This is a genomic window from Nocardia asiatica NBRC 100129 (genome assembly GCF_000308415.1).
GTDB classification, from domain to species: domain Bacteria; phylum Actinomycetota; class Actinomycetes; order Mycobacteriales; family Mycobacteriaceae; genus Nocardia; species Nocardia asiatica.
The window spans coordinates 1-25591 of record NZ_BAFS01000175.1; the positions used below are offsets into that span (position 1 = coordinate 1).

Here is a 25591-nt window from a genome sequence, read left to right on the forward strand (position 1 = left end):
CGGCGGTCAGCAGCGAGTTCTCGCCGAGGTCGCTGAGGATCAGCAGGCGGTCCGGGAGGCTGTGCGCGATCAGATACGCGCCCGGCCGGTGTTCCCGGCTCAGCGCGGTGGTGAACTGGTAGGACACCGTCTCGCGGAGGAAAGCGGAATCGATGCTGGCCACCCCGGGCGCCAGCCCGCCGGTGCGGCGATCCTGGGCGGCGCCGCGAACCTGCTTGATGATCAAGGTTCGGGGTAACGAGAAGGCGTTCTCCGCTACACGCACGCGTAGGACCGTCGTCCTACCACTACCGCTGAGTTCGATCGGATCGCTCAGCTTTACCGGAGCACCCATTCGCTTTGTGAGCAACTGTTGCGCTGCGGACACGACTTCGGCGGCGCGTTCGGCCAATAGTGCGGTCATCGCCTCTCAAGTTACTCGCATCCGGTCACTTCTAGCGAGCGGTTACACAACCTTTCCGCGTCGCTCGGCGTGTCCGCGGCGCGGCCGGAGCGCGCCCGCAGGTCGCTTGACACCTCGACAGCGGTCGGGTTGTCTCATCGTCAACTGCCATGCGCCACACCGCAAACCAGTTGAGTGGAAAGGTCTACGCATGACCGAAACCCCGCCTCCCGCATCCAGGCAATCAGCTGGTGGCGCTTCCTCCCCGAAGGACGACGAACGCTTCGCGCCACTGCCTGGCCAGCACGAGAGCCCGAATCCGCAGGCTCCCGGCCCGGGAATGGGCCATCCCCGCCACGAGATGGCGGGTTCGTCGGGATATCCGCAGTTCGAGGGCCCGGGCGCGGCGCACTACGGCAGCGAACCGATCGAGCCGCCCCCGCCCGTGGGCGCTCCGCATCCCAGCTACGGCCCGCAGGGCACCGGGCCTGGGTGGGGTCCGCCGGGCCCCGGCCAGGCCCAGGAGCCGGTCTACGGCTACCAGCAGGTGCCGGTGGGGCCGAGCACGCTGGACGTCGGTCAGGCGCTCAGCTACGGCTGGGCGAGATTCCGGGCCAATCCGGGGCCGTGGATCGGGGTGACCGCGGTGGGCGTGGTCATCTACCTGGCGTTCCTGCTCGTCGTGCGACTCACCGACCCGACCACCATGCTGCCGGTGCTGCTCATCTTCCTGGCGGTCATGGCCGCGATATGGCTGCTGCAGGCGGCCATGGTGCGCGGCGCGCTGTTCGAGACCGACGGCACACCGCCCCCGTTCGGCGCGTACTTCCGCTTCATGAACGCGGGCAACGTGCTGCTCACCGCGCTGCTGGCGTTCACGCTGACCTTCCTCGGCTCGGCGATCTGCCTGGTCCCCGGCCTGATCGCCGGCTTGCTGTGCATGTTCTCGCTGCATTTCGTGGTCGACCAGGACCAGGGGCCGTTCGAAGCGCTGAAGTCGAGCTTCACGCTGGTGGTGGCCAACGCCTGGCAGGTTCTGCTGCTCGCGCTGGCTGTGCTCGTGGTGACCTTTCTCGGCCTGCTGCTGTGCGGACTCGGCCTGCTGGTCGCGGGCCCGGTCGCCACCATCGCGGTGACCTACGCCTATCGCACGCTCACCGGCGGCACCGTCGCCGCCTACTGAAGCGTGGTCAGCCGCCGATCCGGGCACGCATCCCGATCCACCGCTTGAATCGCCCCACCGGTCCGGCCTCGCTGCCCGCGCGAGGCCGGAGCGCGAGCACCACGACCCCGGCCACCACGATGCCGGCCATGTTCACAGCGAGCTGCCCCGCGGACAGGAACGCCACCCGCCACTCTCCCAAAGTCGCCGCGACGACGGCGAATCCGGCCGCGGGCACCGTCGTCACCGAGATGAACACGCCGACCAGCGCGGCCGATTTCGCGGTGACCAGCGACAGCATGCCCGCCGCGCCCGCCAATAGCGCGACGACCAGGGAGAACGGCCCGACCTGGTAGATGAAATCGACGTCATCGATGCTCGACACCCCGTCGATGGTGATCCAGCCGACCTGCTCCCACACCACTGTCGCCAGCAACGTGACGACCATCGCCACGGGAAAGCCGACCGCGAGCGCGAACGCCGATCGCCGGACCAGCTGGAAATCCCTGCGCACCATCGCCACCGCGAAAGCCGCCAGTGGCCCGAATTCGGGGCCGACGACCATGGCGCCGACGATGGTCACCGGCGAATCGGTCGCGACGCCGACAGCGGCGAGCAGGCAGGCGATCGTGAGGAACGCCAGGAAGGTCGCGTTGAGGCTCGACTCCTCGTGGGTCTGCGCGACCAGTTCCTCCCATACCACCGCGTCGCTCGGATCGCCGGGCGCCTCGTGCACCGCACGTTCCCCCGCCTCCGACAGGACCGTCTCGACCGGTGTCAGCGTCAATCCGCCGGACCGGCAGACGCCCAGCCCGGTCAGGTCCTCCAGTACGTCGTTGGCGGCCTCACGAGCCACGTCCGCCTGCACGAGATCGCCCTTCGGCTCCAGCGCGACACCGCGTGCCAGGGTCACGTGCGTGACCCCGGGATCGGCGGCGAGCACCGCGAGCACCTCGTCGGTGATCTCCGGCGAGCTGATCAGGCGCAAGTGCAGCAACGGATGCCCCTCCCGATAGGCGTCCTCGGGCAAGGACGCGGCTGACCGGAAGGTACCTTTCGCGCGGACGCTCCGCTACGACGCGGTCTCGACGGCGGTTGTCTTCTTCTGCTCCGGCTTGGCGTCCAGTCCCGCCTCTTTGCGCTGCTGCGCGGTGATCGGCGCGGGCGCGTCGGTCAGCGGGTCCACGCCGCCGCCGGTCTTCGGGAACGCGATGACCTCGCGGATCGAGTCCTCCCCGGCCAGGAGTGCGGTGACCCGGTCCCAGCCGAAGGCGATGCCACCGTGCGGCGGAGCCCCGAAGGCGAAAGCGTCCAGCAGGAAGCCGAACTTCTCCTGCGCCTCCTGCGAGCTGATCCCCATTACCTCGAAGACGCGTTCCTGCACGTCGCGGCGGTGGATACGAATCGACCCGCCGCCGATCTCGTTGCCGTTGCAGACGATGTCGTAGGCGTAGGCCAGCGCCGAGCCCGGGTCGGTGTCGAAGGTGTCCAGCGACTCCGGCTTGGGCGAGGTGAAAGCGTGATGCACCGCGGTCCACGCGGAGTGGCCCACCGCCACGTCGCCGCTCGCGGTGGCCTCGACGGTCGGCTCGAACAGTGGCGCGTCCACGACCCAGACGAACGACCAGGCATCCTCATCGATGAGCCCGACCTTGCGGGCGATCTCGACCCGCGCCGCCCCGAGCAGCGCCCGCTGCGCCTTCGGCGCGCCCGCGGCGAAGAACACACAGTCACCGGGGACCGCGCCGACGTGCTTGGCCAGCCCCTCGCGCTCGGCTTCGCTCAGGTTCTTCGCGACCGGCCCGCCGAGCGTGCCGTCCTCGTTCACCAAGATGTACGCCAGCCCCTTGGCGCCGCGCTGCTTGGCCCATTCCTGCCAGGCGTCGAGCTGTCGCCGCGGCTGGCTCGCGCCGCCCGGCATGACCACCGCGCCCACGTACGGCGCCTGGAACACCCGGAACGGGGTGTCGGCGAAGTAGTCGGTGCACTCGGTGATCTCCACGCCGAAGCGCAGGTCGGGCTTGTCGGTGCCGAAACGGCGCATGGCCTCGGCGTAGGTCATGTGCGGGATCGGGGTCTGGATCTCGTAACCGACCAGCTTCCACAGTGCGACGAGGATCTCCTCGGCCAGCAGGATCACGTCCTCCTGACGCACGAAGCTCATCTCGATGTCGAGCTGGGTGAACTCGGGCTGCCGGTCGGCGCGGAAGTCCTCGTCCCGGTAGCACCGCGCGATCTGGTAGTAGCGTTCGATGCCGCCGACCATGAGCAGCTGCTTGAACAGCTGCGGGCTCTGCGGCAGGGCGTAGAAGCTGCCCGGCTGCAGGCGGGCGGGCACCAGGAAGTCACGCGCGCCCTCCGGCGTGGACCGGGTCAGCGTCGGGGTCTCGACCTCCACGAATTCGTGGCGGGCGAGCACCTCCCGGGCGGCCGCGTTCACCTTGGACCGGAGCCGGATGGCGTGCGCCGGGCCCTCGCGGCGCAGGTCCAGGTAGCGGTGCTTCAGGCGCGCTTCCTCGCCGGGCTGCTCGTCCAGCTGGAACGGCAGCGGAGCGCTCTCGTTCAACACCTCGAGCTCGCTGACGTTCACCTCGATGGCGCCGGTGGGCAGTTCGGGGTTCTCGTTGCCGCTGGGCCGCGCTTCGACGGTGCCCGTGACCCGCACGCAGTACTCCGCACGCAGCCGGTGCGCCTGTTCGGCGGGTTCGCCCTCGCGGAACACCGCCTGCGCGACGCCCGACGCGTCGCGCAGATCGATGAAGATCACCCCACCGTGGTCCCGCCGCCGGGCCACCCAGCCGGTGAGAGTGACGGTTTGACCGGCGTGCTCGCTTCGCAGCGAACCAGCCAAGTGGGTGCGCAGCACGGGGTTCCTTTCGACGACTCGGCACCGGGCGCGGTGTGACCAGGTGCGAGACCATCGTAGTGAGACACATTCCCCGAGCGGAAACCGATATCGCCGCGCCCGTGCCAAGCTGTATTCGCGGGAGTGCGCACCGGGGTTCGTACGACCGAGGGCGCGTGACCCCGACGGACAAGCGAGAAAGCGACGACGATGACCTTCAACGAGGGCATGCAGATCGATCCGGACCGGGTTTCCTCCGGTGGTCCCGGCCTGGGCGGCAAACTCGCGCTGGGCGGCGGGGCGGGCGGACTCATCGTGCTGGTCCTGACGCTGTTGCTGGGCGGCGACCCCGGCTCCATCCTCGGCGATTTCACGGGCTCGCCCGGGCAGACCCAGACGCAGCCGGGCACGGCGGGCACGCCGAGCCATTGCAAGACCGGCGCGGACGCCAACAAGTACGTCGACTGCCGAGTCGCGCTCACCGCGCAGAGTTTGGACGCGGTGTGGTCGGCCGAGTTGCCGAAGCAGGCAGGAAAACGCTACGCCGAGCCGAAAGTCGTGCTCTTCTCCGGCGCCACCTCGACCGGCTGTGGCAACGCCACCAGCGACGTGGGCCCGTTCTACTGCCCGGCCGACCGGACCGCCTATTTCGATACCAGCTTCTTCCAGGATCTGGTGGATCGCTTCGGCGCCAGCGGCGGCCCGCTCGCGCAGGAATACGTGGTGGCGCACGAGATCGGCCATCACATCCAGAACATGCTCGGCGATCTCGGTCGCGCGCAGCGCGATCCGCGCGGTCCGGAGTCCGGCGCGGTGCGCACCGAATTGCAGGCCGACTGCTACGCGGGCATCTGGGCGCATTTCGCGGACAAGCAGCCCGCGCCCGGCAGCGACCAGCCTTTCCTGCGGCCACTGTCGGACAAGGACGTCAGCGACGCGCTGTCGGCGGCCGCGGCGGTCGGCGACGACCGCATCCAGCGCGCGGCGCAAGGCCGGGTGAATCCCGAAGCCTGGACCCACGGCTCGTCCGAGCAACGCCAGAAGTGGTTTCTCACCGGCTACCGGACCGGCCAGGTTCGTGCGTGTGACACCTATTCGGCGCAGGATCTGAACAATCCGCCCACCGTGCGGTAGAACCGGATCGGACCCGAACCAGCGCGCCGGTACCGCCAGGGCCGGCGCGCTGTCATGATCTACGGCAGTCCGCCTGCGCCGCAGGCGAAACGGACAGCACCGGAAGATGGGATCGATGCGAGTTACGAAAGCTGTTCTGCTGGTTGTGCTGCTGGTCGTCGCCGTGGGCTCGGGCGTCGCGACAGCCGACCCGGCCCTGGATCGCCCCAGTGCGCTACCGCCGATCGCCGCGCCGCTGGCGTTGTTGACGCTGACCACCATCCCGGACGGTTGGCAAACCCGCACGGATCTCCGTCCGCAACTGGAGATCTTCGCCGACGGCCGTGCGGTCAGCAGCCCCGACGCCGTGGCCGCCGATCGCCGTCCCGAGACTCCGCCGAAGCGGATCGACGGTCGCATCCCGCCCGAGGTGCTGAGCGCCGCGCTGGCCGAGACCACCGCGCTGGCCGCGGCGGATCTCGGCGTGCCGAGGCCCATCGACCAGAGCAGCCGCATCATCGACTACATGCCCGAGTCATCGGCGCAGGACGTGCATTTGGTGGTGTACTCCCCGGAAATCACCGAGGGGCTCGGCGCCGAGCAGCAAGCCGCTCGCAAGCGTTTCGCCGACCTCTACAGGAAATTGCTCGACGCGTTCGTCCAGGACAACTGACATTCGCTGGTCACCCGGCCCGAACGGCGACGATCCGTTCGGGCCGGGTGCCGTGGCGCAATCCCCGGAGTCGGGTCAGAACTGGTCCTGCTCGTAGTCGGAACTGATGATCTCGTCGGAGTGCGTCGCACCGATGACGTCCGGCGTGGATTCGCCGAGCGGTCCGGTGAGGTCGTCGTTGCCGGTGGGGCTCTGATACGGCTGCACCGTGCGCGAGTGCTCCTCTTCGTTGCTCCGCTGCCCGGCGGCGGCCGGGCCGCCCATGAAGCTGCTCGAACCGGCCGGTGTGGTGGCGGGTGTGCCGGTACCCAGCGGAACACCGGGGACACCGGCGACCGAGCGAATCGGCGGAACCGTGGTGCCGGGCAGGCCGCTGGCTTTGGGCACCGAGGGCGTGCTCGGGCTTCCGGACCGGTTGGGGCTGCTGCCGAGCAGCCCGCTCGGCACACCGTGGTTGGAACTCGGGCTGGGTGTGTTGTGCACCGACGACGGCGTGGTGGTGGTCGGATTCGACGTCCCTGGCGTGTAGGAGTCCAGGCCCGCCGCCTTCGTCGCGGTGTCCGACGCGGTGGACTGCGCCTGCTCCAGAATCGGCTGGCCGACATTCTGTGCCAGCGCCTGCGCCACCTCCTGGGGCGCCGGGCCGCCGCCCGGCGCGACCAATTGCTGCACCATGCTGCTGAGTTCGCCGGTCTTGCCCGCCAGATCCCCGCGGGTGGCGTTGACCACGCCCACGGCGTTGCCCAGGTGCTCGGTGGCCGAGGCGATCAGCGCCGCCTGCGCTGGCGGGGTGAGGATCACCGGCGCGAACGCGGTGGCCTGGGTGGCGAACGACGACGCGATGCCGAGCAACTGGGCATTGCCCTGCTGCACCACCGCGGCGGCCCGCTGGGTGATCTCGGAGATGTCGATGCCGCGCTTGCTCGTCTCCTGGCCTTCCACGTTCGCCTGCTGGCTCGCGGCCTGGGCATTGCGGGCGGCCTGGCTCTGCCACAGCTGGTCCACCGTGCTGATGCTGCCCTTGCCCACCTGCATGGCCATCTCGATGACCTTGGAGGACTGGCTGAGGATCGCGGTGGGATCGAACGCGCCGATGACACCGGTGCCGAAGCTGCTGAGCAGGTCCAGGATCGGCTTCATCAACAGGTCCACGCCGGGCAGCGCGGGAACCGCGACGCCCTGCATCAGCGCGGCGACCGGGTCGGCGGGCAACGCGGGCAGCGACTCGGCGGTGGGCGAGGCCTGGTTCACCGCGGTGGTGATCGCGCTCGGCGCGGCGGCGAGCGCGCCGTCGAGCACACCCTGCGCCTGTCCGAGCGCGGACTCGACCGCCGGGGCCGCGACGTGTTCGACCGCGGTGTTCATATCGCCGAGCAGCGCCGACGCCTCGTACGGCAGGACCGCTGCCGCGTCCTGCGCGCCCGGCGCGCCGCTCGATCCGGGCAGACCGGCGGGTATGGCGCCGACCGACTGCTGCTCCTCGGAGATCTTGCGCGACAACACGAATGCGGGCGGCTCGATGGGCGGGAGATCTTCGGGCAGCTGCGGCAGCGGCACGTCGAGCATCGCCTGGGCCGGGGCCTGCTGCAGCGCCTCGAGCACGCTATGCTGGCCGATGGCGACGTTCTGCTCGGCCGCGTGCGCGACGGCCTCGTCCTGCGGCGCGATGACGCCGCTGTCCAGCGGCCTCATACCGCGTCCCCGATCCGGCCGGCGATCGACCCGAGCGCCCCCGCGTTGGACCAGTCGACGGCGTCGTAGGCCGCGGCGGCGCTGAAGGCCGACTCCGACAGCTTGGCGTACTTGGCCGACAGATCGTTGATGTCCTTGGCCTGCAACACTTGCGCCGCGGCGAACATCGCCAGGTAGTCAGCTCCGATCAAGCCGAACACCGGAACCAGCGCGGAGACGTTGCGCACCGCGTCGAAATTGCCCGCCCCCGCGAGATCACCGGCGATTCCGGCGTTCGTGGCGGCGAACGCCCGGACCGCTTCGGTCTCTACCGAGAGATCACTCATCGAGTTGCCCCCCACATCGTCGTACAACATGAACTTGTCGTGATCCGCCGGCTCCCTGCCGAATCGGCAAGGGCCGCTACGGTTGCGCCCAATATAGCGGACCGTACCCGCCTGTTACGAGCCCGAACGCGCCGAGCGACCGGATGGACCGAACCGAATTGGAACGTGTTGCAAATTAGAACAAGTTCTATATTCTCATCTCCCATGAAGGTCGCAGTGACCGGCGCAGCCGGCTACCTTGGCACGAATCTGCTCCGCCTCCTCACCGGGCGCGGCCACCAGGTCACCGCCATCGATCGGGCGATTCCCGACGAGCCGGCGGCGCCCGGCGTCACCTGGGTGCGCGGCGACGTGCTCGACCCCGCCTCGATGCGTGCCGCGCTGGACGGCGCCGAGGTGGTCTACCACCTGGTCGCCGTGATCACCCTGGCCGAGAAGAACGACCTGGCCTGGCGGGTGAACACCGAGGGCGTGCGCGTGGTCGCCGAGGCCGCGCTGGCCGTGGGCGCGCGCCGGATGGTGCACGCCAGCTCGATCCACGCGTTCGACCAGTACAGCTGCGGCGGCCGGATCGACGAGAACGCGCCGCGGTCCACCGACCCCGCGCTGCCGGTCTACGACCGGTCCAAATGGGCGGGCGAGGTGGCGCTGCGGAAGGTGATCGATCAGGGCCTCGACGCCGTGCTGTGCAACCCCACCGGCGTGTTCGGCCCGCTGGACCACGGCAAGCCGCTCTCGCGCATCAACCGGACCCTCAAGGACGCGGCGCTGGGCCGGGTGCCCGCCATGATCGGCGGCGGATTCGACCTGGTCGACGTGCGCGACGTGGCCGAGGGCCTGGCACTGGCCGGAGAACACGGCCGCACCGGCGAGAACTACCTGCTCGGCGGAGCGATGGTCACGATGCTCGAACTGTGCCGCGTCGCCGCGAACCACGGCGGCAAGCGGGGTCCGAGGTTCGCCATCTCCCCCAAGCTGGTGTCCGGTGTCATCCCGGTGCTGGCGCCGATCGGCAAGCTGTTCAATTCCGACATCGTCTCCAAGGCCGCGCTCGGCGCGCTGATCTCCGCGCCCGTCGTCGACCACGGAAAGGCCGAACGCGAACTCGGCTACCGACCGCGCCCACTCGACGACACGGTGCGCGACCTGGTCGCGTTCTTCGCCGACCCGGCCCGGCTCACACCGCCGGACACCAGGCAGATCGCTTGACAGCTCCTAGAACACATGTTCGACTGAGAGAGTGCGGTGGCAAAGCCAGACCTTGGACGCCGAGGACGGCGCCTTGCCCGGGCTGTCCCGGGCCGGTCTGGTGCGCACCGTGCGGACGCCGGAGTTCGAGGGCATCACGTTCCACGAAGTGCTCTGCAAGAGCGCGCTGAACCGGGTGCCCGAGGGCGCGACCGTGCCTTTCCAATGGACGGTCAATCCGATGCGCGGGTGTTCGCACGCCTGCCGCTACTGTTTCGCCCGCGGCACGCACGAGTACCTGGACCTGGACGCGGGCCGGGACTTCGACTCGCAGATCGTGGTGAAGACCAACGTCGCCGCGGTACTGCGCAAAGAGCTCGGCAGGCGGTCCTGGCGCCGCGAACCGGTGGCGCTGGGCACCAACACCGACCCTTACCAGCGCGCCGAAGGGCGATACCGGTTGATGCCGGGCATCATTCGCGCGCTGACCGAATCCGGCACCCCCTTCTCCATCCTCACCAAGGGCACCCTGCTACGCCGGGATCTGCCGTTGCTCACCTCCGCCGCCCGCGAGGTACGGGTGAGCCTCGCGGTGTCCATCGCGATCCTCGACCAGGATCTCCACCGGAGCCTCGAGCCCGGCACACCGTCACCCCGCGCCCGGTTGGACTTGGTGCGCGCGCTGGCCGACGCGGGATTCGCGGTCCACGTCCTGGTCGCTCCGGTCATCCCCTGCCTCACCGACGGACGGGAGCACCTGGACGCGATCTTCGGCGCGATCGCCGATGCCGGGGCGGACTCGGCCGTCGCTTTCCCCATGCATCTGCGCGGCAGCACGCGGGACTGGTTCCTGTCCTGGCTGGGCGAGCATCATCCGGCGCTGCTGCGCCGGTACCGCCAGCTGTATCGCCGCGGCGCCTACGTCACGCCGGAGTACTCGGCCTGGCTGCGCGCGCGAGTCGCACCGCTGCTGGCGGAGCACGGTCTGACGACGCGCACGGAAGCCGAACCGGAGACACGACGCGCAACCACGCACACGACCGGGTCGCAACTGGCATTGTTCGCCTGACGCCCGCATCGCCGAATCTCGCCGGTCCGCGCGCTTCGGCGGCGCGCACCGCGTTCGACGGAGTAGTTTGGCGATGGCACCTCTCAGCGACGAGGAAGTGAAGCACGCATATGGTTTCACACCAAAAAGATGTCGGCACAGCGAAATTGGAAAAGGTCGTCATTCGGTTCGCCGGGGATTCCGGCGACGGAATGCAGCTGACGGGCGATCGCTTCACCCACGAGGCCGCCGCCTTCGGTAACGACCTGGCCACCCAGCCCAGCTTTCCCGCCGAGATCAGAGCGCCGCAGGGCACGCTGCCGGGCGTCTCGTCGTTCCAGATCCAGATCGCCGACTACGACATCCTCACCGCGGGTGACCAGCCAGACGTGCTGGTCGCGATGAACCCGGCCGCGCTCAAGGCGAACCTGGAGGACCTCCCGCGCGGCGCCACCGTCATCGTCAACACCGACGAGTTCACCAAGCGGGCCTTGGCCAAGGTCGGCTATCGCGCCGATCCACTCGCCGACGACACGCTGTCGGACTTCGTGGTGCACCGCGTCCCGATGACCTCGCTCACCCTCGGCGCCACCGAATCGACCGGAGTCGGCAAGAAGGACGCCCAGCGCGCGAAGAACATGTTCGCGCTCGGCCTGCTGTCCTGGATGTACGGGCGGCCGATCGGCGGCACCGAGCAGTTCATGCGGGAGAAGTTCGCGACCAAGCCGGACATCGCCGAGGCCAACGTGCTTGCGTTCCGGGCGGGCTGGAACTACGGCGAGACCACCGAGAGCTTCGCCACCACCTACGAGATCGCGCCCGCGAAACTGCCGCCGGGCACCTACCGGCAGATCACCGGCAACACCGCGCTCGCCTACGGCCTGATCGCCGCCGGTCAGCTGGCCGGGCTGCCGGTCTTCCTTGGCACCTACCCGATCACGCCCGCCTCGGACATCCTGCACGAACTGAGCAAGCACAAGAACTTCGACGTCACCACCTTCCAGGCCGAGGACGAGATCGCGGGAATCGGTGCGGCGTTCGGCGCTTCGCTCGGCGGCGCGCTCGGCGTCACCAGCACCTCCGGTCCCGGACTCGCGCTCGAGAGCGAGACCATCGGCCTCGCGGTGATGACGGAGCTGCCGCTGATCGTGATCGATGTGCAGCGCGGCGGGCCGTCGACCGGCCTGCCGACCAAGACCGAGCAGGCCGACCTGTTGCAGGCGCTCTACGGCCGCAACGGCGAGTCGCCGGTGGCGGTGCTCGCGCCGCGTTCGCCCGCGGACTGCTTCGCCACCGCCGTGGAGGCGGCGCGGATCGCGCTCACCTACCGCACGCCGGTGCTGCTGCTGTCCGACGGCGCGATCGCGAACGGCTCCGAACCGTGGTCCATTCCGCGGGTGAGCGAGCTGGAGCCGATCGACCCGGCGTTCGAACCGGAAGGCGACGAAGCCGACCCGTTCCAGCCGTACGCGCGCGATCCCGACACGCTGGCGCGCCCGCTCGCCGTCCCGGGCACGAAAGGTCGCGCCCACCGGATCGGCGGGCTGGAGAAAGCCGACGGCTCCGGCAACATCTCCTACGACCCGGCCAATCACGAACTCATGGTCCGCCTGCGGCAGGCCAAGATCGACGGCATCCAGGTGCCCGATCTCACGGTCGACGATCCGGACGGCGCCGCCGAACTGCTGTTGATCGGCTGGGGCAGTTCCTACGGCCCGATCGGCGAGGCGTGCCGACGCGCGCGACGGCGCGGCGTCGCCGTCGCCCATGCTCAGCTACGACATCTGAATCCGTTGCCCGCCAACCTCGGTGACGTGCTGCGCCGCTATCGCGTCGTGGTCGCCCCGGAGATGAACGGCGGCCAGCTGGCCACGCTGCTGCGGGCGAAGTTCCTGGTCGACGTGCGGCCGTGGACGAAGATCGCGGGCACCGCGTTCTCCGCTCAGGAACTCGTCGGGGTCATCGACGCGGCGCTGGACGGGTCGATCGAAGAGATGGAACAGAACAAGGTCTTCGCCGCGCGGGCGCGGGCCACTTACCGAACGCTGCCGGACGAAGTCCGTCCCGCGGCCCGCACCGGACCGAGCGCGGGCCAGGCAGCCGTCCACCGCACAGCTGGGGGTGACGCATGACCATCGTGGAGACTTCGCTGGTCGGCACCGATCTGGGATTGACCGGAGTGTCCGGGGTGCCGTCCGCGGACGGACCGCAGAAGGTGAAGGACTGGACCTCCGATCAGGAGGTGCGCTGGTGCCCCGGCTGCGGCGACTACGTGATCCTGGCGACGGTGCGCGGCTTCCTCGCCGAACTCGGGTTGCGCCGCGAGAATCTGATGTTCGTGTCCGGGATCGGCTGCTCGAGCCGCTTCCCGTACTACCTGGAGGCCTACGGCATCCACTCCATCCACGGTCGCGCGCCCGCGATCGCGACCGGTCTGGCGGTCAGCAGACCCGACCTGTCGGTCTGGGTGGTGACCGGTGACGGCGACGCGCTGTCCATCGGCGGCAACCATCTCATCCACGCGTTGCGCCGCAACGTGAACATGACGATCCTGCTGTTCAACAACCGGATATACGGCTTGACCAAGGGGCAGTACTCGCCGACGTCGGAGCAGGGCAAGATCACCAAGTCGACCCCGATGGGCTCGGTGGACCACCCGTTCAACACCCTGTCGGTGGCACTGGGCGCGGAAGCCACCTTCGCCGCCCGCGCGCTGGATTCCGATCGGGCGGGGCTGACCGAGGTGCTGCGCGCCGCCGCGGCGCACCGCGGTACGGCGTTCGTGGAGATCCTGCAGGATTGCCCGATCTTCAACGACGGCTCGTTCGACGCGCTGCGCCGGGACAACGCCGCCGACCATCTCATCCCGCTGCGACACGCCGAGCCGATCCGTTTCGGCGCCGAGGGCGAGTTCGCGGTCGTGCGCCGCGGCTTCGGGCTGGCGGTGGCCCGCACCGACAGTGTCGCCGAATCCGACATCCTCGTGCACGACGCCTACGCCGACGACCCGGAATACGCCTACGCGCTGTCGCGGCTGTCCGACCAAGGACTGAACCACGTGGTCACCGGCGTCTTCCGCAGTGTCTCCCGCCCGACCTACGACGACGGGGTGCGCTACCAGACCGAGACGGCCCGCGAGAAGAAACCCGTCGGTCCGGAATCGCTGCAGTCCCTGCTCACCGGCTCTGAAACGTGGACGGTCGGATAACCCGCCGCTGGGCGCCGAGCGTCCACGCGGCGGAGGCGATCAGGCACGCTTGGCGAAGCCGAGGTCGATGACGGCGTCGCGTTCCTGCTCCAACTCGGCGACCGACGCCGCGATCCGGGACCGGGCGAGATCGTCGAGTGCCAGATCGGGGACGATCCGGTACTCGCCGTTCGCGCAGGTGACCGGGAACGAACAGATCAGCCCTTCGGGCACGCCGTAGGAGCCGTCCGAGGGGACGGCCATGGAGACCCAGTCGCCGTCCCGGGTGCCCCGCACCCAGTCGTGGACGTGATCGATCGCGGCGCTGGCCGCACTGGCCGCCGAGGACGCGCCGCGGGCCTGGATGATAGCGGTGCCGCGCTGCTGCACGGTGGGCACGAACTCGTCGGTGACCCACGTCCGATCGCCGACGAGGTCGAGGGCGGGACGTCCCGCGATGGTGGCGTGCGCGATATCCGGGTACTGCGTGGCGGAGTGGTTGCCCCAGATCGCGACGCGGGCGATGGCGGCGGCGGGCGCGCCGGTCCGCTTCGCCAGCTGCGCGATGGCGCGATTGTGGTCCAGCCGGGTCATGGCCGTGAAACGCTCGGCGGGCACGTCGGGCGCGTTGCTCATGGCGATGAAGGCGTTGGTGTTTGCCGGGTTGCCGATCACCAGCACCTTCACCTCGTCGGCGGCGCTGGCGTTGATCGCGGCGCCCTGCTCGGTGAAGATCGCGCCGTTGGCGGCCAGCAGGTCCGAGCGTTCCATTCCGGCCGTCCGCGGCCGGGCGCCGACGAGCAGGGCGATGTGGGCGCCCGCGAAACCGATCCATGGGTCGTCGCTGATGTCGACGGACTCCAGCAGCGGGAACGCGCCGTCGTCCAGTTCCATCGCGACGCCCTCCAGCGACGCCGCCGCGGCCGGGACCTCGAGCAGCCGCAGCCGTACGGGTGTGTCCGGACCCAGCATCGCGCCGGAAGCGATCCGGAACAGCATGCCGTAGGCGATCTGCCCCGCGGCTCCGGTCACGGTGACGGTCACGGCCCCAGCGGCGGTGCTCACGACGAACTCCTTGCGGTCGACGGACTCCTGGTGCCCACCCTAGCCACTCTCACCGTCCCCGACGGCGCACGGTGAGCTACGCGACAGTCCCTGGCGCACCGCGCAGCCGCGCGGTCAGCCGAGCGTGGCGACCTCGGTGTCGGTCAGCACGATCGGCGACACCGCGTCCTTGGCCCGCGCCAGCCGCACGGCTCGATACAGCGGCCGTTCCTCCAGTCCGGCGTCCCGCGCCTCGGCGCGCAACTGGTGTACCAGCATCTCGGAAACCGCTACGGCCGCCGCCAATTGGCTCGACGACAGGGCGTCGGCGAGCCTGCGCAGGCCGAGCAGGTGCAGTTCGCGACCGCTGCCCGCGTCGGTGTACATGGCCAGCGGGACGACCTGCGAGATCTCCCCCGCGGTGACCCGCAAGGCGATCCGGCTCAATCTGGCCGGGAACACCAAGATCTCGACGCCGGTTACCGCCGACATCTCCACCTGGCGTTCACCGAACAACCTGCGGGCGTGAATCGTCGTTCCGGTCACCCACATTCGCCGCCTGCGCAGCGCGACGGCGTACAGGACGGTGGGCGCGCCGACGACGACGCCGATGGCCGCCGCGATGGGCCAGCTCACCACGGTCGCGGCCAGCAGCGCCGCGCCGAGGCCGATGCCCGAGGCGGCCAGCGCCAAGCGGCGCAGCATGGGCGCGTACAGCTCGGGCGCGACCAGATCGAGCCCCACCGGTGCGAGCGCCTGCCGGTCGTCAGGATTCGTGGACACTGCTCCGCCCTCTCGCGACTCCGATGCCGTCGTGCGCCGATGACGCGACCGCGCCCACAGCCCGGTCAGCGACGGGTTCGACGCACAGTACCGTGCGCACGGCGCGGGTGCCGGGAAACCCGACATGACCCCGCCCGCTACCGGGCCAGCGACTCCCGGAGCACGCCGACCGCCTCGGGCAGCGGAATCTGCCGCTGATCGCCGGTCGCCATGTCCTTGAGCCCCACGGTGTTCTCCGCGAGGTCCCGGTCACCGAGCACCAGGGTGAACTTGGCCCCGGAGCGGTCGGCCGCCTTCATCGCGCCCTTCACGCCGCGCCCACCGTAGGCCAGGTCGACCCGGATGCCCGCGGCCCGCAGTTGCGCGGCCAGCAACACCAGCCGCTGCTTGGCGGCGTCGCCGAGCGGCACGCCGAAGACCTCGCAGCGGGCCTGGTCGCCCGCGGACTTGCCCTCGGCCGCCAGCGCCAAGATGGTGCGATCGACCCCCAGGCCGAACCCGATACCCGACAGCGGCTGCCCTCCGAGTTCGGCCATGAGCCCGTCATAGCGGCCGCCGCCGCCGATGCCGGACTGCGCTCCCAGACCGTCGTGCACGAACTCGAACGTGGTCTTGGTGTAGTAGTCCAGTCCACGCACCATCCGGGGGTTCACCACATACGGCACGCCCAGCGCGTCCAGGTGGCCGAGCACCTGCTCGAAGTGCGCCTTGGCCGACTCCGAGAGGTGATCGATCATCAGCGGCGCGTCCGCGGTCATCGCGCGCACCTCGGGTCGCTTGTCGTCGAGCACGCGCAGCGGGTTGAGCTGGGCGCGCCGCCGAGTCTCCTCGTCCAGCGGCAGGCCGAACAGGAAATCCTGCAGCAGTTCGCGGTACTGCGGACGGCACGTCTCGTCACCCAGCGAGGTGAGCTCGAGCCGGAAACCGTCGAGCCCGAGGCCACGGAACCCGGCGTCGGCGATGGCGATCACCTCGGCGTCCAGCGCCGGGTCGTCCACGCCGATCGCCTCGATGCCGACCTGCTGCAATTGCCGGTACCGGCCGGCCTGCGGACGCTCGTAGCGGAAGAAGGGCCCCGCGTAGCACAACTTCACCGGCAGCTGACCACGGTCGAGGCCGTGCTCGATGACCGCGCGCATCACGCCGGCAGTCCCTTCCGGACGCAAGGTGACGCTGCGATCGCCGCGGTCGGGGAAGGTGTACATCTCCTTGGTGACCACGTCGGTCGACTCGCCGACGCCACGGGCGAACAGGCCCGTGTCCTCGAAGACCGGCAGCTCGATATGTCCGTACCCGGCCAGTCGGGCGGCGCGCAGCAGGCCGTCGCGCACCGCGACGAACTCGGCCGAGCCGGGTGGCACGTAGTCCGGTACCCCCTTCGGGGCGGAGAAGCTGCTGGTCTTGGTCACGATTCCCCAGTTTCCACCACTACGCCCCCGCAAGTCCAACCGGTTGCGCGTGAGCGCCGCACAGGAAGGTTGCCGAGCAGTCTCAGGAAGAAATGGCACACTCTTATCCCGATGTAACCGGATACGGGAGGAACGTGGTAGTGCCGAGCAACGAACAGCGACGAGCAGCGGCGAAACGCAAGCTGGAACGTCAGCTCGCCAACCGGGCGGAGCGGGCGCGCAAGCGCAAGCAACTCACGATCGCCGGATCGGTACTCGGTGTCGTCGTCGTGGTCGCCGCCGTGACCGGGGTGTACTTCTTGACCCGCGGCGACGACAGCGGCAGCTCCGACGCCGCCGACGCCTCGCTGTCCGCCACGCCCACCGCGGCCGCCCCGCCCTCGGCCGAGGCCAAGCCCGCGACGGTCGACTGCGCCTACCGCGACAGCGCCAAACCCGCGGACAAGCCGGTGAACAAGCCGAAAGCCGACGGCATCCCCACCACGGGCGTCGACGCCAAGGTCAGTGTCAGCATGGAGACCAGCCAGGGCCCGATCGGGCTGACCCTGAACAACGCCGAGTCGCCGTGCACGGTGAACAGCTTCGTCAGCCTGGCGGCGCAGAACTACTTCGACGGCACCAGTTGTCACCGGATGACCGCGGGCGAGGGCCTGAAGGTCTTGCAGTGCGGCGACCCCACGGGCACCGGAATGGGCGGGCCGGGCTACGAATTCGACAACGAATACCCGACCGATCAGTACGCTCCGAATGATCCGGCAGCGTCCACGGAGCCGATCGCCTACAAGCGCGGCGTACTCGCCATGGCCAACGCGGGCCCGGGGACCAATGGCAGCCAGTTCTTCATCGTGCAGGCCGATTCGCAGCTCCCGCCGCAGTACACGATCTTCGGCACGGTGGACGAGAACAGCCTCGCCACCCTCGACAAGATCGCCGCACTGGGCCAGGACGACTCCAACGGGCCCGGCGACGGGAAGCCCAAGCAGCCGGTCACCATCCAGTCGGTACGCATCGACCGCTGAGCGCGAGCACTCGGGCCCGCCGCCGGTTTCCGGCCGCGGGCCCGAGCCCTGTCCAGCCCCGTTCTGCCGGAGCGAGGATATCCACGCCTTTCTTCAGTTAGGCTGTCCTCAATCCGAAGATCATCCGGCGCGCCAGGAGACACGCCGGAAATGTGCGATATATGCTGATCTGGCAGCACGCTCGTTCGATTGTGCCGACCTTTGTCGGGTAATCTCGAAACACGGAGTTCCCGCAGCGTAGTCACCCATCGGCCGGGTGATCCCGAACCGAGAGTGCCGCGCCGCGAGCCCTCCGGGGTGTCTATGTTTGCAGGCGGGACCCGCTGCGCGGGACTACAGTTCGCGTGGCGGCGTCCGTAACGAAGCACCACAACCATCCATAGTGATCACTGCAGCATCGGGGAGCAGCCATGTCCGAGGAACTGGACGACATCGGCCGGGAAACCGCGGCCATGATGAGGACAATGTTGCAGCTTGCGACGCTCGTCGCCTTGCGGACCCGCGAGCGTGGTCAGAAGGAAGCCGAAGCGCGCGCCAAGCTCACCGAAGCCCGCATCAAAGAGGCCAAGGAATTGCAGATCCGGGAAGCTCGGGACGCGAAAGCCAAGGATCCGCGCAACACCGAACTGGCCCGGCTGATCGAGAAGCCGATCGCGGAAAAGTCCGGCGTTTCCCTGGAGAAGGACCGCTTCTCCGCGCAAGCCGAGGCATCCCGGATGGCCGCCAATGCCGCCGTCGGCGCCAAGCCGGCTATGCAATACGACTCCGCGGAGCGACGAATGGCGATCGCGGCCCATCTAGCCAAAATGGGTGTCGCACCGGAACTCGCGGCGGTGCGGATGCTGATCGAAGTAGGGCAGGCGCAACCGCCCGGCGAGGCGGTACGCGGTCGCCCCGACGAGGCGCCGACGGTCACCCGGGCGCGGCAACTGGACTCTCGCGGCCTGGAACGCACGCGCTAGCAGGACGAACAAACGCCCGCCGGATTCCGGCGGGCGTTCGCGTTCGTGGGGTCACCGCGGGAAAAGTTGCCACGCAGTGGATTACGTGTGGAACTCGCCCATCGTGGGGTCCCCGAACATGCCGTGCTGCGGCGATTTCAGCGGCAGCGGGCTGAGCATGTCCTTGTGGCCGTTGCGCACACTGCAGTACTTGAACGGCCCCTTGGGGTCGAACAGCTTCGACATGTGCGGATCCGCGTGATCCAGGAACCACACGCTCAATCCGGTGCGCCCGTCCAGCCGGTAGTGCTCCCAGGCACGCCACAGCGCGTCCAGCCGGGCGACCGCCTCGGCGTGCTGCCACCACTCCGGGCACCACACCGTGTCACTGAGATCGGTGACCTGCCGCCGATAGACCAGGCTGAGGTAGTTCTCGACGAACTCCACCACGCTCGCGTAGATCATCGGTTGTTGCTGCTGTTCGGTCACAGCGGCCGAACCTCCTCGACTTGTCCGTATTCCGGCGGCGGCGTCGACTTGCTGAGCGAAGGCGAGCCGATCACGTCCGCGATCTCTGTCTTGCGCTGCGGGTCGTGACGCGAGATGGACTTCTTCACGTCGGCAGCGTACTCACCCTCCCACCACGGCACCGTGCGCAGGAGCACCGGCGGCGCGCCGGAGGGGAACAGGATGGCCCGGCCACGCGGCAGCGTCGCCAGCCCATTGACCGAGAAGGTCTTGGACGAGCCGAGCGAACGCGAATAACTCTTGCCGCCTTTGGATTCGGAGACCGACTGCGAAATCGCGTCGTACTCGCCGAGCACGTCCGAACGCTCCTGCAGGAACTTGGTGTCGTCCACGCCGCTGCCGAGCACCTTGATGTTCGCCGCCGACCACAGCGCGTTCATCCCGCTCTCACCCCAGCAGCGGGCGCCCTGCGCCCAGGACTGCAGCACCGTCATCACCACGATGCCGCGCGAGCCGAAGTGGCTGTACTGCTTGGGCAGATCCTTCCAGCGCACCACGTTCGCGGCCTCGTCGAGCACGGCGAGCATCGGTATCGCCAGGCGCCCGCCGGCCGACTGGGAAGCCTTCCGCATCGCCACGTCCACCACCGCCTCGGTGAGCGCGCTCACCAGCGGCGCGGCCGATCCGCGGCCTTCCAGCGACAGACTGTAGAGCGTTCCGTTGTTCTCCAGGAACTCCAGCTCGTCGAACTCCCTGCGGTCGCCGCCGCGGGTGATCCACGGGTGCACGTTCGACAGCTTCAGGCAGCGGATCATCTTCTTGGCGGTGCCGAAGATGCCGCTGCGAGTGCGCGGGTCGGTGTTGTACTGCGAGGACAGACCCGAGGCCGTGTAGTGGTGGCGGGCGGCGCGCAGGAGCTCGATGGGTTCGGTGTCCTGCGGGTTGGTCACCCATTCCCACACCTGCACGATCGGCCTGCTGCCGTTGCGGTCGCCCACCGCGGCCGCGAGGAACAACCCGGCCAGCAGGTCCTCGGCCTCGGGATCGAAGAACGCGTCGGTCTTCGTGTCGCGGCCGTCGTCGCCGTCGGCGAAGTGGCCGGCCAACCGTGCCGCGCGCATCTCGCAGCCCTCCCGCTTGGCGTCCACCCAGGACAGCGGATCCCAGAACCAGGTCGGTTCCTCACCGGCGACACCCTGCGGATCGAAGACGAAGGTGGGGCTGCCTTTCGCCTCGCGGACATCTCGGGTCGCGTCCACCACGTCGCGCTTGTTCGAGGTGGCCAGCACCGGACCGATCGCGGTGAGGATCGCCGGGATCACCCGCGAGGTCGACTTGCCCTGGCGCGGCCCCCAGATGTCCAGGTGCAGGTCTTCGTACGAGCCGTAGAGCATCACGCCGTCGGCCACTCCGACGCCGATCGGCACACCCGGGACGTCGTTGTAACCGAGTTTCACGCCCAGCTGCTCGGCCTTCTCCCGGACGCCCGCCTCGGTGAGCATCGAGATCGCGCCGCCGTTGCCCATCACGTCGGCTTTGTCGTCGACCGGCAGCCTGCCCTTGGACCGGCGCTTCTGCAATTCCTTGCGGATCACCAGGTAGGCGACCACGCTCAGGATCACCAGCAGCACGATCGCCGTGGCCGCGCCCGGCCATTGCAGCCTGCCGCGCGCCAGATCCGCCGCGATCGCGATCGGGTTGAACGGGACTTTCTGCGGGCTGCCCGCGAGCAGATTGCCCAGATGCAACGCGAGCCAGAGGGTTCCGAAGATCGCGAAGCCGGCGTAGGTCAGTAGCAGGCTGACGTCGGGTCCGGGGATGGCCGGATCCGTCACCTTTTTCTTCTTGGCCATGTGTGCCTCCTGGGTCGGCCGTCCGGTAACGGAAAGCGGGTGGTCAGCGGAACGCGTCGAGCCGCCAGCCGTCGGGTGTGCGCACGACGGTGGCGATCACCGTGGCGGGCGGCAACGGCTCCTTGCGCCCGTCCGGATAGACGGCCGTCTGCTCGATCCCGATCTTGAACTGCTGGACGTTCGGGTCGCTCAGGGTCGGCGCCTTCTCACCGGACGCGAAAGTGAACGCCTCCACCCGCGCCCCTTCCCTCGCCCAATCCGACCATTGCAACGTCGACTTCGGTGTCTCCACCGCGGTCGGCGCCGCATCCAGCATACGAATCAAGCTGGGGCCGAGAAACTTCCGCGCCCGGCCCAGGGAAGCGCCCTGGGTCTCGGTAGCGGGCTGCCAGCTGTAGATCTCGCGCAACGCCGCGACCGCCACGCCATCGGGCGTCACCGGGTCCGGGGCGGGCACCCCCTCCAGCAACCGGGGTGTGGACGTAGCGGGGTGCGCCACATCGGATCCCGCGTCCGCGCGGTCCGCACGGCCGCAGGCCGCACTCAGTACCGCGGCGCTCAGCACCAGCATCACCCCCAGTTTCACGCGTGCATTCGCTCTGTCCATCCAGGCTAGCCGCACCCGGGGCGGGTGCGGCAGTCCCGCAGCCGTGTGTTCGGCCCCGTCGACGCTCACAGCACCCTCCTCGCCCGTCCGTCCCCTGGCACAGCCACTTCCGAAACGCCGCCCGGCGACCGGGCATCCGTGCCGGGCACCGACTGGATCATCCGCCCGTTTCCCGCGTAGACGCCGACCTGCGCGGGTCCACGCGGGCCGAACGAGCTGAACACCAGATCTCCCGGCTGCGCTCTGCTCATCGGCACCTCGGCGCCCGCCTCCCACTGCTGCTCGGCCGTGCGCGGCAGAGTCACGGCGCCGGAGGAGGCCGCGAACACGGCCGCGGCGGTCAAGCCCGGTCCGTCCAGTCCCCCGCCGCTCGGTCCTTGGGGTCCGCCACCGCCCCAGACATAGGGGGTGCCGAGCCACTCGTGCGCCGCTTCGACGATCTGGTCGCCGCTGGAACCCTGCCCGGGAGTGAACCTGCCGAGCGAACCCGGCGCTCGGTATTGCGCCTCCATCGCGAGGATATTGCGCACATACGGCTGGGTCTCGGCGTAGTGGGCCGCGAGCTGGTTCGGCATGCCGCCGGATGCCAGCACCGCGCCTTCGCCCGCGTTGTACGCCGCCAGCGTCAGCGCGACGATGTCGCCCTGCACCCTGCCCTCGGCCTGCCACCGCTGGATCTTGTGCGCGATCGCGCACATGTACCGGCCCTGGCCGATGATCGCGTCCCCGTCGTCCCACACACTGGCCACGCCGTTGCCGTCGGCGTCGATCACGTAGGGCTGACCGTCGTCGGGATTGATGCTCACCGCCGTGGTCGGCAGGAACTGCGCCAAACCCTGCGCCCCGGCCGGCGAGGTCGCGCCACGACGGAAACCGGACTCCTGCTTGCCCTGCGCGGCCAGCAGCGACGGGGTGACCTGCGGGCAGATCGAACCCGCGCGGCGATACCAGATCTCCAGTTCCTGCGGCACCTTGCCCGCGGCGAGCGCGCCGCCCGCGGTGCCGAAGCCGAGGCTGCAACGCGGGTCGCTGGAGTAGGCGCGCGCACCGCCGAGGTCCGGGGTCGGCGCGCCGTCCAGCCAGGGCAGCGGGTCGATCTGGCGTCCACCGGTGAAGCGGCCGCCGGGGACGATCTCGAAATGCAGGTGCGGGCCGCTGGATTCGCCCGCGGAGCCGACCGCGCCGATGTGCTGCCCCGCGGTCACCGTGTCACCCGGCCGGACGAACACGCCCGAGTCCCACATGTGGCCGTAGACCGCCGAGTACGAACGGCCGTTGGTGTCCACCGAGTCGACCACGATCCAATTGCCGAATCCCGAGGCCGGACCGGCGGCGACCACGCGGCCGTCGGACACCGAGAAGATGGGCGTGCCGTCGGCCGCGGCCAAGTCGATGCCCCGGTGCGCGCCACCACGCGAACCGAACGTGTCCGACACGGTGAATGTTCCGGTGGCCATCGGCAACGTGCGACGCAGCGGACCCACCCCCGCGGCAAGCGAAGGTGTGGCGGTCGCGGCCGGGTTGGTTTGTGACGCGCCGGATGTCGCGGTCGCGGCCGCGCGCCGATCGCCCGGCGGGTATCCGCCCAGCGGGGGAAGCACCGACTGCGAGCCCAGGACCGAGCCGCCCTCGCAGGGGTCGTCCACGGCGGGCATGACGATGACCAGCACGATGGTGACCAGACCGAGCACCGCGCCCAGCGCCGTCCACAATGCCGACTTGCCGCTCATCGCCGCACTCCGGCATCGTGCCGCGCGCAGCCGTGGCTCACGTCCGGCGCCGGGCTTCGTTGAGGGTGTCGGCCAGTGTGCGGTTCATCTCGGCGGCGGCCGCCAACTGCTGTTGCAGCAGTGCCACTTTGCGGCGCAGCGCGATCGCGTCCATCCGCTCGAGACTGGGGCCTTCGGCCGCGCGCACCCAGTTGCGCACCGAGTTCGTGTGCACGCCGATCTGTTCGGCGACCACGCGGCAGGCCTCCGATTCACTGCGCAGCTTGCCGGTCAGCGCGATGACCTGTTCGACCGCCGCTTGGCGCACTTCCGGAGAGACGCGACGGTAGGACCGGTGCGGCATCATGCGGCGCTCCCCGGTGAGTCCGTTCCACGCGCGGTCGATTCGGTGAATTCGCTGAACCGCTGGTTGGTGTCGTGGATCCCGCTTTCCTTCTCCGAAAGCGTGAATTCCATGTGGAACGGGATGCCGGGCCTGCGGTCCTCACCGATCTTCAGGAGGAACTTGCCGGTACCGGGCGGGGACGGCCGCTGCTGCCCGGGCTTGAGCGCCTCACCGGTCAGCGCTTGCGGTGCGGACCACCCGGTCACCATCTCCTCCTCGGCCGATGTGAACGGGACCGTGCTGTCCAGCCGTTTGATCTCCTCGGCCGGGAGCGCGCCGAAGATCTTGGCGCGGGCCCGCTCGAGGAAACCGAGCGCCTTCGCGATGGCGGCTTCCGATCCGAGCGCTTGCAGGTCCTTGATGGTGTGGCTGATCATGATGAGCGCGGTGGCGATGCCGCGCTGCAACCGGGTGAGTTCGTCGACGCGGTCGACCATGAAGTCACCGAGGCCGAGCACCTGCCACAGCTCGTCCATCACCACCTGGAAATAGCGCTGGGGGCCGAGCTTCGCGTCGGCGAGCACGTGCGCGGCCTCGACCGAGGCGAACCCGTCGGCCCAGCAGGCCAGCATGACCGCGGCCTTGAGCTTCTTGTCGCCGGTCGGGATGTGCGAGACGTCCATGCACACCGCGACCGCGCTGGTGTCGATCGGCACGGTGGTCTGGCCGTTGAACACCGCGCCGAACGGCCCTTGGGTGAGCGCGCGTAGGGAGCGGCGCAGCCCCTTGATCGCTTCCTGGTATTCCGCGGGGTCGTCGGAACCCGCGTCCAGCATCAATTCCTCGCCGCCGCCGACGATCACCTCGAGGAGGTTCTCCATGATCGGCGGTTTGTCCGGGGTGTACCCGCTGCCCGGCCGGTACAGGATGCGCAGCGCGGTGGAGATCAAGGTCTCCTCGTAGTCGCGAACCCGGTCGCCGCGCACCAGTTCGACCAGGCCCGCGATCAGCGTCACCTGCCTGGCCCGCAGGTCCTGCAGCACCTGCAGTTGCAGGGCCGGGAACTCTTCCAAGCGCGGAACGACCGCGCCGAGCACACCGGCCGCCAGCGGGTTGAGCTTGCCGTGTCCGTAGCCCAGGTCGATCACCTGGCCGCCGACGAGCTCGACCATCTTCCGGTAGTCCGGTTTGACGTCGGCCAGGATCAGCGGCGTGATCCCCTGCGCGATGCCGCCCAGCACGATCCGGCGGACCAGCGAGGACTTGCCGAAACCGTTGAGGCCGAGCACGAACAGGCTGGGGGCGGTGATGAAACTGCCGCGCATGAACCAGTTCATCGGATCGAAGCAGACCGGGGCTCCGGTGTGCAGATGCGAACCGAGGGGCGTGCCGATCAGCGGCGCGCCCGCACCCACCGACCAGGGCCACAACCCGGCGACCTGGGCGGTGGTGGCGCGGTACTCGACCGGGCGGCCGACCACGTTCATGCGGCCGCCGCCCGGTCCGGCGTAGCCGCGGTCGGTGAGCTGCGCCGTGCTGCGGTCGAATCCGTCCTCGATGGTCTGCTCCGCGCGGGCCGCGTAGTTGCGGCGGCGGATGTCGTCGGTGCGCACCCGGAACTGCGCGAACGCCGCCCGCAGGCCACTGCCCTCCCGGGCGATCATCTCCAGCCTGGCGCGCGTGGCGTCGTCGAGCAGCGGTGGGCCGGACTGCTTGCGCCGATCGGCTTTCGCCTTCGCGCGGCGAGCCGCCTTGTCCGTGTACGGGGTGCCCATGGCGCGGTCGGCGGTGTAGTC

General features: G+C 69.4%; 22 protein-coding genes and 1 pseudogene. 9 read left to right on the top strand and 14 right to left on the bottom strand.

The window, feature by feature from the left end:
• Positions 1–403: pseudogene (locus tag ON27_RS16690) on the bottom strand (kinase); the annotation flags it as partial.
• Between the two features lie 190 nt (positions 404–593).
• Here ON27_RS16690 and ON27_RS16695 point away from each other — a divergent pair.
• On the top strand, positions 594–1565 hold the full coding sequence (locus ON27_RS16695; RefSeq protein ID WP_043727473.1) for a hypothetical protein: 972 nt from the start codon (positions 594–596) through the stop codon (positions 1563–1565).
• Positions 1566–1572: 7 nt separating this feature from the next.
• On the opposite strand, the gene ON27_RS16700 is transcribed toward ON27_RS16695, so the two are convergent.
• Both ON27_RS16700 and aspS read right to left on the bottom strand, forming a co-directional pair.
• On the bottom strand, positions 1573–2541 hold the full coding sequence (locus tag ON27_RS16700; RefSeq protein ID WP_051046686.1) for a DUF389 domain-containing protein: 969 nt from the start codon (positions 2539–2541) through the stop codon (positions 1573–1575).
• 75 nt (positions 2542–2616) lie between these two features.
• Positions 2617–4410, bottom strand: a complete 1794-nt coding sequence (gene aspS / locus ON27_RS16705) for an aspartate--tRNA ligase (protein ID WP_043727474.1) — start codon at positions 4408–4410, stop codon at positions 2617–2619.
• 189 nt (positions 4411–4599) lie between these two features.
• On the opposite strand from aspS, the gene ypfJ reads away from it, so the two are divergent.
• Both ypfJ and ON27_RS16715 read left to right on the top strand, forming a co-directional pair.
• Positions 4600–5523 carry a KPN_02809 family neutral zinc metallopeptidase gene (gene ypfJ / locus ON27_RS16710; protein ID WP_043727477.1) on the top strand — a complete coding sequence of 308 codons (924 nt, stop codon included), beginning with the start codon at positions 4600–4602 and terminating at the stop codon, positions 5521–5523.
• Positions 5524–5638: 115 nt separating this feature from the next.
• Entirely contained in the window at positions 5639–6175 is a 537-nt protein-coding gene (locus ON27_RS16715; RefSeq protein WP_043727515.1) for a hypothetical protein, read from the top strand.
• A gap of 75 nt (positions 6176–6250) precedes the next feature.
• Here the strand turns inward: ON27_RS16715 and ON27_RS16720 are convergent, their stop codons facing one another.
• A complete protein-coding gene (locus ON27_RS16720; RefSeq protein WP_043727480.1) occupies positions 6251–7867 on the bottom strand; it encodes a hypothetical protein in 1617 nt (538 codons plus the stop codon).
• Positions 7864–8223 (bottom strand): type VII secretion target, encoded by a 360-nt coding sequence (locus tag ON27_RS16725; protein WP_245559979.1) that lies wholly within the window; start codon positions 8221–8223, stop codon positions 7864–7866. The genes ON27_RS16720 and ON27_RS16725 overlap by 4 nt, the downstream gene beginning before the upstream one ends.
• A gap of 174 nt (positions 8224–8397) precedes the next feature.
• Between ON27_RS16725 and ON27_RS16730 the strand changes: the two genes are divergently transcribed.
• From ON27_RS16730 to ON27_RS16745, 4 genes are all read left to right on the top strand, one after another.
• Positions 8398–9402, top strand: coding sequence for an NAD-dependent epimerase/dehydratase family protein (locus ON27_RS16730; RefSeq protein ID WP_043727482.1), 1005 nt, complete (start codon positions 8398–8400; stop codon positions 9400–9402).
• 31 nt (positions 9403–9433) lie between these two features.
• A complete protein-coding gene (locus ON27_RS16735; protein WP_043727485.1) occupies positions 9434–10450 on the top strand; it encodes an Rv2578c family radical SAM protein in 1017 nt (338 codons plus the stop codon).
• A gap of 110 nt (positions 10451–10560) precedes the next feature.
• Complete coding sequence (locus ON27_RS16740; RefSeq protein ID WP_245559980.1) at positions 10561–12561, top strand: 2-oxoacid:acceptor oxidoreductase subunit alpha; 2001 nt, start codon at positions 10561–10563, stop codon at positions 12559–12561.
• Positions 12558–13637, top strand: coding sequence for a 2-oxoacid:ferredoxin oxidoreductase subunit beta (locus ON27_RS16745; RefSeq protein ID WP_043727489.1), 1080 nt, complete (start codon positions 12558–12560; stop codon positions 13635–13637). Before ON27_RS16740 ends, ON27_RS16745 begins: the two co-directional genes overlap by 4 nt.
• Before the next feature lie 39 nt (positions 13638–13676).
• Here the strand turns inward: ON27_RS16745 and ON27_RS16750 are convergent, their stop codons facing one another.
• The 3 genes from ON27_RS16750 to hisS form a co-directional block, all read right to left on the bottom strand.
• Positions 13677–14681 (bottom strand): malate dehydrogenase, encoded by a 1005-nt coding sequence (locus ON27_RS16750; protein ID WP_043727491.1) that lies wholly within the window; start codon positions 14679–14681, stop codon positions 13677–13679.
• Between the two features lie 114 nt (positions 14682–14795).
• The gene (locus tag ON27_RS16755) at positions 14796–15443 is read right to left on the bottom strand and encodes a hypothetical protein (protein WP_051046684.1); all 648 of its coding nucleotides are present in this window, start codon (positions 15441–15443) and stop codon (positions 14796–14798) included.
• Positions 15444–15580: 137 nt separating this feature from the next.
• The gene (hisS, locus tag ON27_RS16760; protein WP_043727494.1) at positions 15581–16852 is read right to left on the bottom strand and encodes a histidine--tRNA ligase; all 1272 of its coding nucleotides are present in this window, start codon (positions 16850–16852) and stop codon (positions 15581–15583) included.
• Positions 16853–16992: 140 nt separating this feature from the next.
• On the opposite strand from hisS, the gene ON27_RS16765 reads away from it, so the two are divergent.
• Positions 16993–17871, top strand: coding sequence for a peptidylprolyl isomerase (locus tag ON27_RS16765; protein WP_043727497.1), 879 nt, complete (start codon positions 16993–16995; stop codon positions 17869–17871).
• A 410-nt stretch (positions 17872–18281) separates the two neighbouring features.
• Positions 18282–18833 carry a hypothetical protein gene (locus ON27_RS16770; protein ID WP_043727499.1) on the top strand — a complete coding sequence of 184 codons (552 nt, stop codon included), beginning with the start codon at positions 18282–18284 and terminating at the stop codon, positions 18831–18833.
• 81 nt (positions 18834–18914) lie between these two features.
• On the opposite strand, the gene ON27_RS16775 is transcribed toward ON27_RS16770, so the two are convergent.
• From ON27_RS16775 to ON27_RS16800, 6 genes are all read right to left on the bottom strand, one after another.
• The gene (locus tag ON27_RS16775; RefSeq protein WP_245559981.1) at positions 18915–19301 is read right to left on the bottom strand and encodes a DUF4913 domain-containing protein; all 387 of its coding nucleotides are present in this window, start codon (positions 19299–19301) and stop codon (positions 18915–18917) included.
• Positions 19298–21133: a type IV secretory system conjugative DNA transfer family protein gene (locus ON27_RS16780; protein WP_043727504.1), complete on the bottom strand. Its 1836-nt coding sequence runs from the start codon at positions 21131–21133 to the stop codon at positions 19298–19300. The genes ON27_RS16775 and ON27_RS16780 overlap by 4 nt, the downstream gene beginning before the upstream one ends.
• A gap of 43 nt (positions 21134–21176) precedes the next feature.
• The gene (locus ON27_RS16785; protein WP_245559982.1) at positions 21177–21719 is read right to left on the bottom strand and encodes a hypothetical protein; all 543 of its coding nucleotides are present in this window, start codon (positions 21717–21719) and stop codon (positions 21177–21179) included.
• Positions 21720–21805: 86 nt separating this feature from the next.
• A complete protein-coding gene (locus ON27_RS16790) occupies positions 21806–23470 on the bottom strand; it encodes a peptidoglycan DD-metalloendopeptidase family protein (protein ID WP_043727508.1) in 1665 nt (554 codons plus the stop codon).
• Positions 23471–23507: 37 nt separating this feature from the next.
• On the bottom strand, positions 23508–23816 hold the full coding sequence (locus tag ON27_RS16795; RefSeq protein ID WP_043727510.1) for a transposase: 309 nt from the start codon (positions 23814–23816) through the stop codon (positions 23508–23510).
• On the bottom strand, positions 23813–25591 hold a 1779-nt coding region (locus ON27_RS16800), incomplete at its 5' end, for a putative type IV secretion/conjugal transfer ATPase (protein ID WP_051046687.1). The genes ON27_RS16795 and ON27_RS16800, both read right to left, overlap by 4 nt.